This is a genomic window from Geodermatophilus sp. URMC 65 (genome assembly GCF_053502545.1).
Genome location: NZ_CP199954.1, coordinates 4,365,119 through 4,379,891, shown reverse-complemented (window position 1 = coordinate 4,379,891; position 14,773 = coordinate 4,365,119). Strand labels below are relative to the sequence as shown.

The 14,773-nt window shown below is 76.0% G+C and carries 14 protein-coding genes; 9 read left to right on the top strand and 5 right to left on the bottom strand.

The features are described 5' to 3' along the window. Window positions 1-11: 11 nt before the first annotated feature. Window positions 12-1,298 carry a YibE/F family protein gene (locus ACWIX7_RS21245; protein WP_448618395.1) on the bottom strand — a complete coding sequence of 429 codons (1,287 nt, stop codon included), beginning with the start codon at window positions 1,296-1,298 and terminating at the stop codon, window positions 12-14. A 50-nt stretch (window positions 1,299-1,348) separates the two neighbouring features. Continuing rightward, window positions 1,349-1,771, bottom strand: coding sequence for an STAS domain-containing protein (locus tag ACWIX7_RS21240; RefSeq protein ID WP_448618394.1), 423 nt, complete (start codon window positions 1,769-1,771; stop codon window positions 1,349-1,351). A 244-nt stretch (window positions 1,772-2,015) separates the two neighbouring features. On the opposite strand from ACWIX7_RS21240, the gene ACWIX7_RS21235 reads away from it, so the two are divergent. The 6 genes from ACWIX7_RS21235 to ACWIX7_RS21210 all read left to right on the top strand — a co-directional run bounded on the left by ACWIX7_RS21235 (window position 2,016) and on the right by ACWIX7_RS21210 (window position 6,774). Next, entirely contained in the window at window positions 2,016-2,513 is a 498-nt protein-coding gene (locus tag ACWIX7_RS21235; protein ID WP_448618393.1) for an Hsp20/alpha crystallin family protein, read from the top strand. A gap of 90 nt (window positions 2,514-2,603) precedes the next feature. Next, window positions 2,604-2,960 carry a helix-turn-helix domain-containing protein gene (locus tag ACWIX7_RS21230; protein WP_448618392.1) on the top strand — a complete coding sequence of 119 codons (357 nt, stop codon included), beginning with the start codon at window positions 2,604-2,606 and terminating at the stop codon, window positions 2,958-2,960. Between the two features lie 78 nt (window positions 2,961-3,038). Next, window positions 3,039-3,335 (top strand): metal-sensitive transcriptional regulator, encoded by a 297-nt coding sequence (locus ACWIX7_RS21225; RefSeq protein WP_448618391.1) that lies wholly within the window; start codon window positions 3,039-3,041, stop codon window positions 3,333-3,335. A 34-nt stretch (window positions 3,336-3,369) separates the two neighbouring features. Further along, complete coding sequence (locus tag ACWIX7_RS21220; RefSeq protein ID WP_448618390.1) at window positions 3,370-3,576, top strand: heavy-metal-associated domain-containing protein; 207 nt, start codon at window positions 3,370-3,372, stop codon at window positions 3,574-3,576. A gap of 11 nt (window positions 3,577-3,587) precedes the next feature. Beyond that, on the top strand, window positions 3,588-4,460 hold the full coding sequence (locus ACWIX7_RS21215; protein WP_448618389.1) for a hypothetical protein: 873 nt from the start codon (window positions 3,588-3,590) through the stop codon (window positions 4,458-4,460). Between the two features lie 43 nt (window positions 4,461-4,503). After that, the gene (locus tag ACWIX7_RS21210; RefSeq protein WP_448618388.1) at window positions 4,504-6,774 is read left to right on the top strand and encodes a heavy metal translocating P-type ATPase; all 2,271 of its coding nucleotides are present in this window, start codon (window positions 4,504-4,506) and stop codon (window positions 6,772-6,774) included. Between the two features lie 141 nt (window positions 6,775-6,915). Here the strand turns inward: ACWIX7_RS21210 and ACWIX7_RS21205 are convergent, their stop codons facing one another. Further along, window positions 6,916-7,845, bottom strand: coding sequence for a M56 family metallopeptidase (locus ACWIX7_RS21205; protein WP_448618387.1), 930 nt, complete (start codon window positions 7,843-7,845; stop codon window positions 6,916-6,918). 2 nt (window positions 7,846-7,847) lie between these two features. Further along, the gene (locus ACWIX7_RS21200) at window positions 7,848-8,213 is read right to left on the bottom strand and encodes a BlaI/MecI/CopY family transcriptional regulator (protein ID WP_448618386.1); all 366 of its coding nucleotides are present in this window, start codon (window positions 8,211-8,213) and stop codon (window positions 7,848-7,850) included. A 114-nt stretch (window positions 8,214-8,327) separates the two neighbouring features. On the opposite strand from ACWIX7_RS21200, the gene ACWIX7_RS21195 reads away from it, so the two are divergent. Genes ACWIX7_RS21195 through cydC form a run of 3 tightly spaced genes read left to right on the top strand, consistent with a single transcriptional unit; the run spans window position 8,328 to window position 14,294 of the window. Beyond that, window positions 8,328-9,863, top strand: a complete 1,536-nt coding sequence (locus ACWIX7_RS21195; RefSeq protein ID WP_448618385.1) for a cytochrome ubiquinol oxidase subunit I — start codon at window positions 8,328-8,330, stop codon at window positions 9,861-9,863. Window positions 9,864-9,897: 34 nt separating this feature from the next. After that, complete coding sequence (gene cydB / locus ACWIX7_RS21190; protein ID WP_448618384.1) at window positions 9,898-10,914, top strand: cytochrome d ubiquinol oxidase subunit II; 1,017 nt, start codon at window positions 9,898-9,900, stop codon at window positions 10,912-10,914. After that, window positions 10,911-14,294 (top strand): thiol reductant ABC exporter subunit CydC, encoded by a 3,384-nt coding sequence (cydC, locus tag ACWIX7_RS21185; RefSeq protein WP_448618383.1) that lies wholly within the window; start codon window positions 10,911-10,913, stop codon window positions 14,292-14,294. Before cydB ends, cydC begins: the two co-directional genes overlap by 4 nt. A gap of 110 nt (window positions 14,295-14,404) precedes the next feature. Here the strand turns inward: cydC and ACWIX7_RS21180 are convergent, their stop codons facing one another. Further along, complete coding sequence (locus ACWIX7_RS21180; RefSeq protein ID WP_448618382.1) at window positions 14,405-14,719, bottom strand: hypothetical protein; 315 nt, start codon at window positions 14,717-14,719, stop codon at window positions 14,405-14,407. Window positions 14,720-14,773 lie beyond the last annotated feature (54 nt).

Below are 14,773 nucleotides of genomic sequence, written 5' to 3'. Positions count from 1 at the left end.
CACAGCCTCGCTCACCGGGCGAAACGGGCGCGCAGGGCGGTCAGCCGCTGGTCGGTCGCCGCGCCCGCCCGGCTGCCGGCGGCCTTGGCGAAGAAGGCGCCGGCCGCCGTCGTCACTGGGACCGCGAGGACGAGGCCGATCGAGCCGACCAGTGTGCGGATCACCTCCTCGGCCAGTGCGGCGCTGGTGAGCGTCGTCCACCACGACCGGCCGGACAGCTCGAAGAGCAGCAGCGCCGGCAGCGAGGCGCCCGCGTAGGCGAAGACGATCGTGTAGACGGTCGAGGCGATGTGGTCGCGGCCGACCGCCATCCCGCGGCGGTAGAGGTCGCGCCACGTCATGCCCGGGTCGACCTCGTGCAGCTGCCAGATCGCCGAGGCCTGCGTGATCGTCACGTCGTTGAGCACGCCGAGCCCGGCGACGGTGATGCCGGCGAGCACGAGGCCGGAGAAGTCGAGGGTCGGGTCGAAGGTCTGCAGCTGCACGGTCTCCTCGCTGGTGAGCCCGGTCAGCCGGGCCGCCGACACCGCCACCGCCCCGAGGACGGCGACCAGGGCCAGCCCGAAGAGGGTGCCGACCAGCGCCGTCGTCGTCCGGGCGGAGAAGCCGTGGGCCAGGTAGAGGACGACGAACATGATCGCCGCCGAGCCGACCAGGCTGACCAGCGTCGGCGAGGAGTCGCCGAGCAGGCCGGGCAGCAGGAACTGCAGCATCACGAAGAAGGCGAACGCCAGCCCGACGAGCGAGGCCAGCCCCCGGAGCCGGGCGACGGCCACGGTCACGACGGCGAAGGCCAGGGTCAGGGCGATGATGGGGACGTCGCGGTCGTAGTCGAAGAACGCGTACCCGGTCCCGCCCTGGGCGCCGGGGTCCCTGGTGAGGACGAGGACATCACCCACGTCGATCCCGCCGGCGTAGACCTCCGGTGGGAGCTCCAGCTGCTGGAACTCCCCCACACCGTCGCCCTCCAGCACTTCGACGACGACGTTCGCGCAGGTCAGCTGCTGTGCGACCTGCCCACCGCCACCGGGGATCGAGCAGTCGAACGGCTCGACGGAGGAGACCCGGCCCTCGGGGTAGGTCGTCCCCGGCGGGGAGAACTGCACCGCCGCTTGCTGGGCGCGCGTCGGCTCGTCGCCGGGCCAGAGCACCACCAGCCCGACCACGGTCGCCAGGCCGACGGGTACGAGCAGCAGGAGCATCAGCCAGACCGCGCGCCGTCTCCGGGCGAGCACCTCCGGGGTCGGCGGCGGCGCGTCCGGGTCGGGACCGTGGCTGTGGGAGTGGCTCGACGGCACGGGGTCAGGCTAGGAGCCGGACCGCGGCGCGCCGTCCGCGACACCGGCACTCAGCCGGCGCCACCCTCCCGGTCGACCCGGTCGTCCTCCACCGCCCGGTCCTCCTCGACCGGGAAGCGCAGCCACAACCCCGACAGCTGCAGGGGCCGGGCGACCGCGGCCGGCGGGGCGACGAGCGCGACCTCCACGCCACGCGGCTGGCCCAGCTTCTGCAGCTGCACCAGCACGGCCATGCCGGCGGAGTTCAGGTACGTGGCCGCGCGCAGGTCCAGCCGCACCCGCCGCAGGTCCGGCCGGCCGAGCATCAGGTCGGTCATAGTCCGCACCAGCGGACGGCGGGCCTCCTCGGTCAGCTCCCCACCGACGGTCAGCGTCGCGACGTCGCCGTCGAGGTCGGTGGTCACCTCCGGTTCCCGGTCGCCGCGCTGCTGCTCGGTCTCCCCCTGCGCTCGCGGGGCACTGGTCTCGTCCACGGCCGTCTCCTGCCCCGGGGAGACGCCGCTCACGCGCGGGCGTGCGCGTGACGCACCGGCAGTGCGAGTCCCGACCCCGGCCACGGGCCGCGGACCCGTCCGCGCCGGCCCGGCGGACACGCGGGAAGAAATCTGCGCAGAGGATGTTTACTCCGGTGCACGTGCGAGGTAATCTCCAGTTGCCACTAGAGGTTCACCTCGGGCAGCGAACCCGCCAGCACGAACACAGGAGGTTGACACAGCGATGGCCATGCTGACCGCCTATGACCCGTTCGCCGCCACGAACGCCGCCTTCCGGGCGCTCGACCAGCTGACCGGCCGGGGCGGTGGGCTGACCGCCCGCCCGCTGTCGGGCATGCCGATGGACGCCTACCGGGTCGGTGACAACTTCGTCGCCCACTTCGACCTGCCCGGCGTCGACCCCGGCTCGATCGACCTGCAGGTCGAGGGCACCACGCTGACCGTCACCGCGGAGCGCTCGGTGCCGCAGCTGGAGAACGCCGAGTGGGCGATCGCCGAGCGCCCGTACGGCAGCTACACCCGGCAGCTCGTCCTCGGCAGGAGCCTGGACACCGACCGCCTCGAGGCGCACTACCACGACGGCGTGCTCACCGTGAGCATCCCGGTCGCCGAGAAGGCGCGGGCCCGCAAGATCTCGGTGACCCGTGCCGACACGCCGGCCGCCGTCGAGGGGCGCACCATCGAGGGCGAGGCGTCCGAGCGCAAGTCCGTCGAGAGCTGATCGGCGGCAACTCCCCGAGGGCCGGGTCCGTGTGGACCCGGCCCTCGCGCTTTCCCGGCCCCGTGCCACCCGCAGACCCGGAGGACCGCCATGCCCGCCCCCGCCTCCCGGGACGACGACCCGGTCGGCCGTCTCGACGACCCGGACTTCCCCGCGCTGACCATGAGCCAGGCCGCGGCGCTGCTCGGCGTCCAGGCGGCCTTCCTGCGCAGCCTCGACACCGCCGGCGTCCTCCAGCCGCACCGCTCCCCCGGCGGGCACCGCCGCTACTCCCGCCACCAGCTGGCCCTCGCCGCGCGGCTGCGCGGCCTGCTCGACGACGGGCACACCCTCGCCTCCGCCGAGGTGATCCTCGGGCTGCAGGACGAGCTGGCCGACGCCCGAGCCGACACCGCGCGGCTGCAGGCCACGGTGGAGCGGCTGCGGGCGCACGACACCGACGGGTGACCCACGGCGCACGGCGGAATATGCCCTAGGGGGGTATGGTTGCTCCCGAGCGCCACCGGACGCGTCGGGAGGACACCTGTGGAGACCAGCAGCCAGCACGGCTACATCCACCGCAAGGACGACTACCTCAAGCGGCTGCGCCGCATCGAGGGCCAGGCCCGCGGGCTGCAGCGGATGGTCGAGGACGAGAAGTACTGCATCGACATCCTCACGCAGGTCTCGGCGATGACGAAGGCGCTGCAGTCGGTCGCCCTCGGCCTGGTCGAGGAGCACCTGTCGCACTGCGTCGTCCAGGCCGCCCAGACCGGTGGCCGCGAGGCCGACGAGAAGGTCCGCGAGGCCTCCGAGGCGATCGCCCGCCTCGTCCGGTCCTGACCCCACCCGATCCGCCCCTCTGAGGAGTCCCAGCGTGAGCACCACCAGCTACACCGTCGTCGGCATGACCTGCGGCCACTGCGTCGACGCCGTGACCGAGGAGGTCAGCGCCGTCCCCGGGGTCACCGCGGTCGACGTCGACCTGGCCAGCGGCGGCCTGACCGTCCGCAGCACCGAGCCCGTCGACGACGACGCCGTGCGCGCCGCCGTCGAGGAGGCCGGTTACCAGGTCACGGGCTGAGGGGGCTCCTCGTGCGGACCCCGATCCGGCTCGCCGTCGTCGTCGCCGGCCTCGGCGCCGTCTTCGCCGCGGCCGTGGGCGTCGGCGCGGCGGTCGGCCCGGTGGGCGCGCCGGAGGCCCACCCCGCCGCGGCCGCACCGGCGCCGGAGTCCGCCGCGACCGGCACCGGCTACGTCCTCGACGTCCTCGAGGAACAGCCCGCCGCCGGGACGACGACCGTGGCGTTCCGGGTCCTCGGCCCCGACGGCGCCCCGGTGACCGAGTACACGCAGGACCACGGCGAGGACCTGCACCTGGTCGCCGTCCGCGCCGACCTCTCCGGCTACCAGCACGTGCACCCCGACCGCGCGCCCGACGGCACGTGGCAGACCCTGCTGACCCTCACGCCGGGCAGCTGGCGCCTGGTCGCCGACACGACGCCGGCCGCCGCGGACGAGGACCTCGCGCTGACCGCCGACCTGCAGGTGGCCGGCACCGACGACCCCCAGCCGCTGCCCGGACCCGCCCGGGTGGCCGAGGTCGACGGCTACACCGTCGTCCTGACCGGGGAGCTGACCGCGGGCGCGGAGTCCGAACTCACCTTCGGCGTCAGCCGCGACGGCCGTCCGGTCGTCGACCTGCAGCCCTACCTGGGCGCCTACGGGCACCTGGTCGCGCTGCGCGAGGGCGACCTCGAGTACCTGCACGTGCACCCCGTCGAGGACGCGCACGTCGCCCCGGCCCCCGGCCCGCACGTCGCCTTCGCCGCGACCGCGCCGTCCGCCGGCACCCACCGACTGTTCCTCGACTTCCGGCACGGCGACGCCGTGCACACCGCCGCGTTCACGGTGCAGGTCACCGGGACGGCGGCCGACGAGCCCGCCGCGCACGGTCATGCCGACTGACGACATGCCGACCGACGACGTGGCGGCTGAGGAGACGCAGCACATGAGCACCCCCGACGTCCGGACCGGCGAGGTCGAGCTGCTGATCGGCGGCATGACCTGCGCGTCGTGCGCCGCCCGCGTCGAGAAGAAGCTGAACCGGATGGACGGCGTCACGGCGACGGTCAACTACGCCACCGAGAAGGCGCGGGTGTCCTTCGGCGGCGACGTCACCACCGACGACCTGATCGCCACCGTCGAGAGGACCGGCTACACCGCTCAGCTCCCACCCCGTCCCGAGGCTCGCCCCGAGCCTGCGAGGGGTGAGGAGGACGGGGTCCTCCTGCTTCGGCAGCGGCTGCTGGTGTCGACCCTGCTCAGCGTGCCGGTGGTCGCGATGGCGATGGTCCCGGCGCTGCAGTTCACCTACTGGCAGTGGCTCTCGCTGACGCTGGCCGCGCCGGTCGTCGTGTGGGGCGGGCTGCCGTTCCACCGCGCCGCGTGGACCAACCTGCGGCACGGCGCGGCGACCATGGACACGCTGGTCTCCCTGGGCACCGGGGCGGCGTTCCTCTGGTCGCTCTACGCGCTGTTCCTCGGCACCGCCGGCGAGCCCGGCATGACGCACCCGTTCGAGCTCACCATCGCCCGCACCGACGGCAGCGCGAACATCTACCTCGAGGCCGCGGCCGGGGTGACGACGTTCATCCTGGCCGGCCGCTACGCCGAGGCCCGCTCCAAGCGGCGGGCCGGGGCGGCGCTGCGCGCGCTGCTGGAGCTCGGCGCGAAGGAGGTCTCGGTGCTGCGCGGCGGCACCGAGACCCGGGTGCCGGTCGACCGGCTGGCCGTCGGCGACCGCTTCGTCGTCCGGCCCGGCGAGAAGATCGCCGCGGACGGCGTGGTGACCGAGGGCGCCTCGGCCGTCGACGCCTCGATGCTCACCGGCGAGTCGGTGCCCGTCGAGGTCGGCCCGGGTGACGCGGTCGTCGGCGCCACCGTCAACGCCGGCGGCCGCCTGGTCGTGCGGGCCACCCGCGTGGGGTCGGAGACGCAGCTGGCGCAGATGGCCCGGCTGGTCGAGGAGGCGCAGAACGGCAAGGCCGAGGTGCAGCGGCTGGCCGACCGGGTCTCCGGCGTCTTCGTCCCCGTCGTGCTGGCGCTCACCGCCGCGACGCTGGGGTTCTGGATCGGCGCGTCGGCCGGCCTGCCCGCCGCCTTCACCGCCGCGGTGGCGGTGCTGATCATCGCCTGCCCGTGCGCGCTGGGGCTGGCCACCCCGACCGCGCTCATGGTGGGCACCGGCCGCGGCGCGCAGCTCGGCATCCTCATCAAGGGCCCGGAGGTGCTGGAGTCCACCCGCGCCGTCGACACCGTGGTGCTGGACAAGACCGGCACGGTCACCACCGGCCGGATGACCCTGCACGACGTCGTCCCCGCCACCGGGGAGGACGCCGACCGGGTGCTGGCACTGGCCGGCGCGGTCGAGTCCGGCTCCGAGCACCCGGTCGCCCGGGCGATCGCCGCGGCCGCGACCGAGCGCACCGGCCCGCTGCGGCGGGTCACCGGCTTCGCCAACGAGGCCGGGCTCGGTGTGCGCGGGGTCGTCGACGGGACGGCGGTGCTCGTCGGTCGGGCCGGCCTGCTGACCGGCGTCGACGTCCCGGCGGAGCTCTCCCGGGCACAGCACGCCGCGGAGGCGACCGGGCGGACCGCCGTGCTCGTCGCCTGGGACGGCACCGCCCGCGGGGTGCTCGCCGTCGCCGACGCGGTGAAGCCGACCTCGGCCGAGGCGGTCCGCCAGCTGCGCGACCTCGGTCTGCACCCGGTGCTGCTGACCGGGGACAACGCGACGGTGGCCCGCGCGGTCGCCGCCGAGGTCGGCATCGACGAGGTGGTCGCCGAGGTGCTGCCGCAGGACAAGGTCGACGTCGTCAAGCGGCTGCAGGGCGAGGGCCGGGTCGTGGCGATGGTCGGTGACGGGGTGAACGACGCCGCGGCGCTGGCCCAGGCCGACCTGGGGCTCGCCATGGGCACCGGCACCGACGTGGCGATCCAGGCCTCCGACCTCACGCTGGTGCGCGGCGACCTGCGCGCGGCGGCCGACGCCATCCGGCTGGCCCGGCGCACCCTCGCGGTCATCAAGGGCAACCTGTTCTGGGCGTTCGCCTACAACGTCGCGGCGATCCCGCTGGCCATGGCCGGGCTGCTCAACCCGATGATCGCGGGCGCGGCGATGGCGTTCAGCTCCGTCTTCGTGGTGACCAACAGCCTGCGGCTGCGCCGGTTCGCCCCGCTGCCGGGCAACACGGACGCGACCACCGCCGTCCCGGCCTGAGCCGGGCCTCCCGGTTGATCATGGGGTTGGTGCAGGCGACACGCGCCGACACGCCGCGTCAGGCAGCGACAACCCCATGATCATCGGGGAGGTGGCGCTGGGAGCCCCGGCGCCGGGGACGTCGACGTCCACCGCACCGACCTAGAGCGCGGGCAGGAGCAGCAGCGCGGTCGGGACCAGGAGCAGCAGGCCCGCCGACAGCAGCGCGAGCACCCGCGCCCACGCCGGCAGCGGGGACGGCGGCTCGAGCAGCCGCACCACGCGCCCCCCGACCGCGCTGCCGGTGACCGCGAGCGCTCCGGAGGGCACCCCCGCTCCCCCGGCCCCGCCGGCCGCGACGACGATCGCCCGGGCCAGCGTCCGCCGGGGCGCGCGCCCGGGCAGCGAGCCGAGCGCGACGTCGTCGGCCCGCATCTCCACCAGCGTGCGCACCGCGGCGTGCGCGCGGCCGGCCGCGGGCAGCACCGGCAGCGCGGCCTCCCACGCCACGAACGGCAGCAGGTACAGGTGGTGGTGCTCGCGCAGGTGCGCCCGCTCGTGCGCGACGACGGCGGCCAGCTGGGCGTCGTCGAGCTCGGCGACCATGCCGGAGGAGAGCACCAGCAACGGCTTGGCGCCGGGGATGCAGAAGGCGACCGGGGCCGGGTGCTCGAGCAGCCGCGCGTCGGGCAGCGAGGCCGGCTGCACGACGAGCTCGAGCAGCTCGCGGTGCCGACGGCGGGTGCGCGCGGTCCGGACCCAGGAGAGCAGCAGGACGCCGACCAGCTCGGTGGCGAGGACGGCGGCGAGGGTCAGGGTGACCCAGTGGTCACCGCGGACCCGCGCTTCGGCGGGGTGCCCGGTGGCCACGGCCCACACCGCCTCGGGCAGCGAGTGACCCCACGGCGCGAGGCCGTGCACCAGCAGCGCGCCGATGATCGACAGGCCGCCGGCGAGCCCGATCGCCTGCCAGCAGACCAGGGCCACCAGCGGATCCCGCCGCGGCCAGCGGGCACGCCCGAGCAGCACCGGCACCGGCCACGCCAGCAGCGCGGCCAGGACGGCGAGGGCGGCCGCGGTGGCGGGCAGCAAGGTCAGCGGGTCGCGTCGTCCGGACCGGCCGCGGCCAGCAGCTCGCGCAGCAACCGGGCCTCGTCGGGGTCGACCCCGCCGACGAAGCGGGCCAGCACCGCCTGCCGGTCCCCGGCCTGACCGAGCACCTCGTGCATGAGCTCGGCGGCGTGGTCCTCCCGGGTGCCGCGGGCGCGGAAGCGTCGCGGCCGGCCCTCGTCGTGGACGACGAAGCCCTTGTGCTCCAGCCGCGACAGCACGGTGTGCACGGTGGTCAGCGCCAGGCCGCGGTCGGCCAGGCCGTCGCGCAGCTCGGCCGCCGCCAGCGGCTCCTCGGCTGACCAGAGCCGGTCCATGACCGCCCGCTCGAGGTCTCCCAGCGACGCCACGGCTCCTCCTGTCCCCGGGATCACACCGGCATGTTCTACGTCGTGTAGAAGTTGGTCTTCTACGAGGCGTAGAAAGAACGTGTCGATGGTACGACGACCGGAGAGGGGCCCGTCGTGGACGTCCTGGACGTGGCGCGCTGGCAGTTCGGCATCACGACCGTCTACCACTTCCTGATGGTCCCCCTGACCATCGGCCTGGGGATCCTGGTCGCCGTCATGCACACCCTCTGGGTGCGCACCGACAAGCCCGAGTGGCTGCGGATGACCCGCTTCTGGGGCCGCATCTACCTGATCAACTTCGTGCTCGGCGTGGCCACCGGCCTCGTGCAGGAGTTCCAGTTCGGCCTGGCCTGGAGCGAGTACTCGCGCTTCGTCGGCGACGTCTTCGGCTCGCTGCTGGCCCTCGAGGCGCTGCTGGCCTTCTTCCTCGAGTCGACCTTCCTCGGTCTGTGGATCTTCGGCTGGGGCCGCATCCCCAAGAAGCTGCACCTCGCCGCGCTGTGGGCCGCGGTGGTCGGCTCGATCGTCAGCGCGTACTTCATCATCGCGGCCAACTCCTGGATGCAGCACCCGGTCGGCGTGGAGGTCGACGACACCACCGGCCGCCCGCTGCAGGTGGACTTCCTCGCCGTCCTGACCAACAACACCGCGCTGGCCGCCTTCAGCCACGCGATCGTCGCCGCGCTCATGGTCGCCGGCGCGCTGCTGGTCGGCATCGGGCTGTGGCACCTGCGCCGGCGGGAGCTGGCGGAGCAGTCGACCACGGACGTCGATCACGCCGTCTGGCGCCGCTCCGTCCGGCTGGGCGGCTGGGTGTCGCTGGCAGCCTTCGTCCTCGTCGCCCTCACCGGCGACTGGCAGGGCAAGCTCATGTACGAGCAGCAGCCGCTCAAGATGAGCTCGGCCGAGGCGCTCTGCGAGACCGAGGCGCCGGCGTCCTTGTCGATCTTCGCCTGGGGCAAGCTCGGCTCCAACGAGTGCGACGACGTCCACTCGATCACCGTCCCGTACCTGCTCTCCTACCTCGCGCACGACGACTTCTCGACCGCCGTCCCCGGTGTCAACCAGCTGCAGGAGGAGTACGCCGCGGTCTACGGCGCGACCTACCCCGACGACCCGGCGCGGTTCGGGGACAAGGCCGGCGAGGAGATCGACTACACCCCGCTGCTGGGCGTCACCTACTGGAGCTTCCGGCTCATGATCGGCATGGGCGCGGTCTCGGCCGGGGTCGCCGCCTACGCGCTGTGGGCCACGCGGAAGGGCCGGGTGCCGACCTCGCGGATCGGCGTCTACGGCTCGCTGCTGGCCGTCGCCGCACCCTTCGTGGCCAACGCCACGGGGTGGGTCTTCACCGAGATGGGCCGCCAGCCGTTCGTCGTCCACCCCAACCCCGACGTCCCGGTCGGCGAGCAGACGTACTTCTTCACCGCCCAGGCCGTCTCGCCCGGCGTCACCGCCGCCGAGGTCTGGACGTCGCTGTCGCTGCTGACCCTCGTCTACGGCGCGCTGGCCGTCGTCGAGCTGTGGCTGATCACCCGCTTCGTGCGCCGCGGCGTTCCCACCGGGGACGGCACCCCCACCCCCGCCACCCCGACGGAGGGGACGCCGGAGTCCCGCGAGGACGACGACGTCCTCCAGTTCGCGTACTGAGTCCTCGTCCGCCCACCCACCCAGGAGCTCCCCCGTGGACCTGCAGACCCTGTGGTTCGCCGCCGTCGCGCTGCTGTGGACCGGTTTCCTGCTGCTCGAGGGCTTCGACTTCGGCGTCGCCGCGCTGCTGCCGGTGCTCGGCCGCCGCACCGCCGAGCGGCACCTGATGCTGCGCACCATCGGCCCCCTCTGGGACGGCAACGAGGTCTGGCTGATCACCGCCGTCGGCGCGGTCTTCGCCGCCTTCCCCGGCTGGTACGCCACCTGGCTGCCGGCGTTGTACCTGCCCTTCGTGCTGGTGCTGTTCGGCCTGATCGTCCGGGCGGTCGCCTTCGAGTGGCGGCACTCTCACCACACCGACGCGTGGGACGCCACCTGGACGCGGGTGATCACCGCCGGCTCGCTCATCGCCGCGGCCGGCATCGGCGCCGCGCTCGGGGCCACCACCCTGGGCCTGCCGATCGACGCCGAGGGCGACCGGGTCGGCGGGGCGTTCTCCGGGCTGGGCTGGTCGGCGCTGCTGGGCGCGGTCGCCGTCCTGGCCTTCTCCGTCGTGCACGGCGCGGTGTTCCTGTCGCTGAAGACCGACGGCCCGCTGCGGATCGCCGCCCGGCGTCTCGCGCTGCGGTGGTCGCCGGTGGCCGCGCTGCCGCTGCTGGCCTGGGCCGGCCTGGTGCACCTGCGGTACGGCACGCCGGTCACCGGGGCGCTGTGGCTGTTCGCCGCGCTCGCCGTCCTGATCGCCTGGGCCCGGCTGCGGGTCGGCCGCGAAGGGCAGGCCTTCGCCGCGTGGGGCGCGATGCTGGTCGCGGCCGCCGCGACGCTGTTCGGTGCCGCGTACCCGGTCGTCGTCCCCTCGACGATCGACCCGGCCTTCGACGTGACGATCGCCGACGCCTCGGTCAGCGACTACACGCTCACGGTGATGACCTGGGCCGCCGGCGTCGGCCTGCCCGTGGTGCTCGGCTACCAGGCGTGGACCTACTGGGTCTTCCGCAGGCGGCTGACCGCCGAGCCCCAGCACGGCGAGCCCGCAGGGGTGCACGCATGAGGTCGGACCGGGGCCCGCTCGGCCCGCTGGCCGGCGTGCCGGGGGTGACCGGGGCAGTGGTCCGTGCCGCCCTCGCCGCGCTCGGCCAGGTCGCCGGGCTGGTCCTGCTGGCGGCCGGGCTGGCGCACGCGGTGGCCCGCGCCACCGGCCAGGACGACGGCGTCCTGACCGGCCCGCTGCTCCTCGCCGCCGCGGGCGGTCTGTTGCGCGCGGTGGCCGGCTGGGCCGGCGAGCTGACGGCCGCGCGGCACGCCCGGCGGGCCGAGGAGCAGCTGCGCGCGGCACTGACCGCCCGGCTCGCCGCCTCCCCCGCCGCGGTCGCGGCGGCCGGGGGTCCCGCTCCGGCGGCGCTGCTGGCCACCACCCGGCTGGCCGAGCTCGGGCCGGCGCTGGCCACCCGCCTCCCCGCGCTGGCGCAGGCACTGGTCGTGCCGCCGGTGCTGCTGGTCGCGCTGGCCTGGACCGACCTGCTCTCGGCCGGCCTGGTCGCGGTCACCCTGCCGCTGGTGCCGCTGTTCATGGTGCTGGTCGGGCTGACCACCCGCGACGGCACGACCGCCGCCGCCCGGGCGCTGGACCGCATCGCCGCGCACGTCGCCGAGCTGGTCCGCGGGCTGCCGGTGCTGGTGGGGTTGGGCCGCGCCGCCGAGCAGGCCGCGGCGCTCGCCGAGCTGGGGGACGCCGCGCGCCGGCGCACCCTGTCGGTCCTGCGGCTGGCCTTCCTCTCCGCGCTGGTGCTCGAGCTGCTCGCCACGCTGTCGGTGGCGCTGGTCGCGGTCACCGTCGGCCTGCGGCTGGTGCACGGCGACCTCGACCTGGCCGTCGGCCTGACCGCCCTCCTGCTCGCGCCCGAGGCCTTCGCGCCGCTGCGCGCCCTGGGTGCCGCCCACCACGCCGGCGAGGACGCCGCGCTCGCCGCCGCCGAGGCCCGCGCGGTGCTCGCCACCCCGGTCGCCACCCCCGCCCCGACGGCGGACGACGGCGGCGACCCGCGCGGCGCCGACGTGGCCGTCACCGGCCTGACCGTGCGCTTCCCCGGCCGCACGGTCCCGGCGCTGCCCCCGGTCGACCTCGCCGTCCGGCCGGGCGGGCTGGTCGCCCTCCGCGGCGCCAGCGGCTCGGGCAAGTCGACGCTGCTCGCCGTCCTGGCCGGGCTGGCCGACCCCGCCGCGGAGGTGCACGGCACGGTGTCCGGCGTCCCTGCCGGCGGCGTCGCGTACGTGCCCCAGCACCCGCGCACCACCGGCGCGACCGTCGCCGACGAGCTGCGCCGGCACGCGGGCTCCGGGCCGGGCGGGAGTCGAGACGTCGAGGACGGGCTGGCCGGCGAGGCCCACGTCGTCGACGCGCTGGCCCGGGCCGGCGCTACCGACCTGGCCGGCCGCGACTGCACCACCCTCTCCCCCGGCGAGCTGCAGCGGGTGGCGCTGGCCCGCGCGCTGGTGCGGGTGCGCCGCGGCGCCCGGCTGCTGCTGCTCGACGAGCCGACCGCGCACCTGGACGACGCCTCCGCCGCCCGGGTGGCCGCGGTGCTGGCCGGGCTGCGCGGCACGGTGAGCGTCCTGCTGGTCACCCACGACGCAGGCCTGGCCGCGCTCGCCGACCGCACCGTCGACCTGGTCTCTCCCGGTCCCTCGTCCGCGGTCCGTGCACATCCCGCCGCACCGACCCCCACCCCGACGACAGCACGTGCACACACCGCTGTCCCGACCCCGGCCGCACCTCCACCGACCGGCTCCGCTGGTGGCGGGCTGCGCTGGCCGCGGCGGGCGCTGGTGCGGGCGGTCGCCGCCGGCACCGCCTCGGCCGGCGCGGGCGTGGCGCTCACCGCGGTCTCGGGCTGGCTGATCGTGCGGGCCGCCGAGATGCCGCCGGTGCTCACCCTGCTGGTGGCGATCGTCGGCGTCCGGGCCTTCGGGCTGGGCCGCGCCGGGCTGCGCTGGGGAGAGCGGATGACCGCGCACGCCGCCGCGCTCCGGCTGGCCGCGGACCTGCGGGTCCGGGTCTGGCGGGCGCTGGCCGCCCAGGGCATCGCGGCCGACCGCACGGCGGGCTCGGCGCTGGCCCGCGTGGTCGGCGACGTGGGCCTGGTGCAGGACCTCTCGGTGCGGGTCGTCCCGCCCGCGCTGGTGGCCGGCACCGTGACCGCCGCGACCGTCGGCGCGCTGGCGCTGGTCTCCCCCGCCGCGGCCGGCGCCGCGGCGGCGGTCCTGCTGGCCACCGTCGCGCTGGTGCTGCTCGCGCACCGGCGGGTGGACGCCGGCGCCGCGCGCGCCGAGGCGGCGCTGCGGGTGGCCGCGCTGCGCGACACCACCACCGCGCTCGAGGGCGCGGCCGACCTGCGGGCGCACGGCCTGGCCGGGCGGACGGCGGCCGACCTCGCCGCGCTCGCCGCCGACCGCAGCGTGGCCGACCGCGCCCGCACCCGCGCCGGCGCGCTGGGCACCGGGGTCGTCGTCCTCGGCACCGGCCTGGCTGCCGTGGCCGCCACGGCTGCCGGCGCCGCGGCCGGGGTGATCGGACCGGCGATCGCGGCGGTGGCGCTCGCCCCGCTGGCCCTGGCCGAGCCGCTGGCCGGGCTGGTGACGGCGCTGCAGCGGCGCGGCACGCTCGCCGACGCTGGCGACCGGCTCGACGCCGTCCTCACCGCGCCGGTGCCGGCCGACCCCGCCGACCCGCGCCCCGTCCCCGCGCCGGTGCGCGCGCTCGCGACCGACGGCCTGGTCGCCGGCTGGCCCGGCGGCCCCGACGTGCTCCGCGGCCTGACCACCCGGGTCGACGCCGACGGTGGCTGGCTGGTCCTGCGCGGGCCCTCGGGCGCCGGCAAGTCGACGTTCCTCGCCGTGCTGCTCGCCGCCCTGCGGCCCCGGGCGGGAACGTACGCGCTGGGCGGCGTCGACACCGCGTGGCTGACCGGGGACGGCGTCCGCTCCCGGATCGCCTGGCTGCCGCAGGACGCGCACGTCTTCGCCTCGAGCATCCGCGCCAACCTGGCCCTGGCCGCGCCGCGGGGCGAGCTGGCCGGGCCGGACGGCGAGGCCCGGATGCGTGCGGCGCTCGGCGCCACCGGGCTCGGCCGGCTGCTGGCCGCGCTGCCCGCGGGCCTGGACACCCCGGTCGGCGCGGGCGGCACCGCGCTCTCGGGCGGCGAGCGGCGCCGGCTGGCCGCGGCGCGGGCGCTGCTGGCCGACCGGGACGTCGTGCTGCTCGACGAGCCGACCGCGCACCTCGACCCGCCCACCGCCGCGGCACTGCTGCGCGACCTGCGGGCGGCGCTCGCCGGCCGGGTCGTGGTCTGCGTGACCCACGACGACTCCGTCGAGCAGCCCGGCGACACCGTCGTGCGGATCGGCGCGACGCAGGGCGCACTCGCGAGCTGATCCGGCGGCCACGTCCCGGGCCCGCCGCGAGCCTGGCGACGTACTGGAACGGCCACCCTTCAGGGGCCCGCGCTGAGCCTGCGAGGCGTGGGGAGGAGGGTGGTCCTTCCTCAGGCGGCCGCGGCGTGCGGTCGGCCGGGGGCCTGCGGCCGGGCGCGGACGACCTCGAACCCCGGGACGGCCGGCAGCGCGGGGTCGACCACGACCGGCACGCCCGGGGGCGGTCCCAGCAGGCGGCCGCCGACCACCGCAGCGCGCTCGTCGGGCGTCAGCTGGGCGAGCATGCGCTCGTACAGCTCGGGCCGGATGCGGAGCTCGCGGGGCGGGGCCGCCCCGGGGGTGACAGCGACCGCGATCAGGTCGCCGGCGATGTCCGGCCGGCCCCAGTGGGTGGGGTGGGGTGCTCTGACGATGGCCTCGGACATGGTGCTCTCCTGAGCGGTTCCCCGTGCTCTGGTGCAACGCCGGGGGGAGGTGGC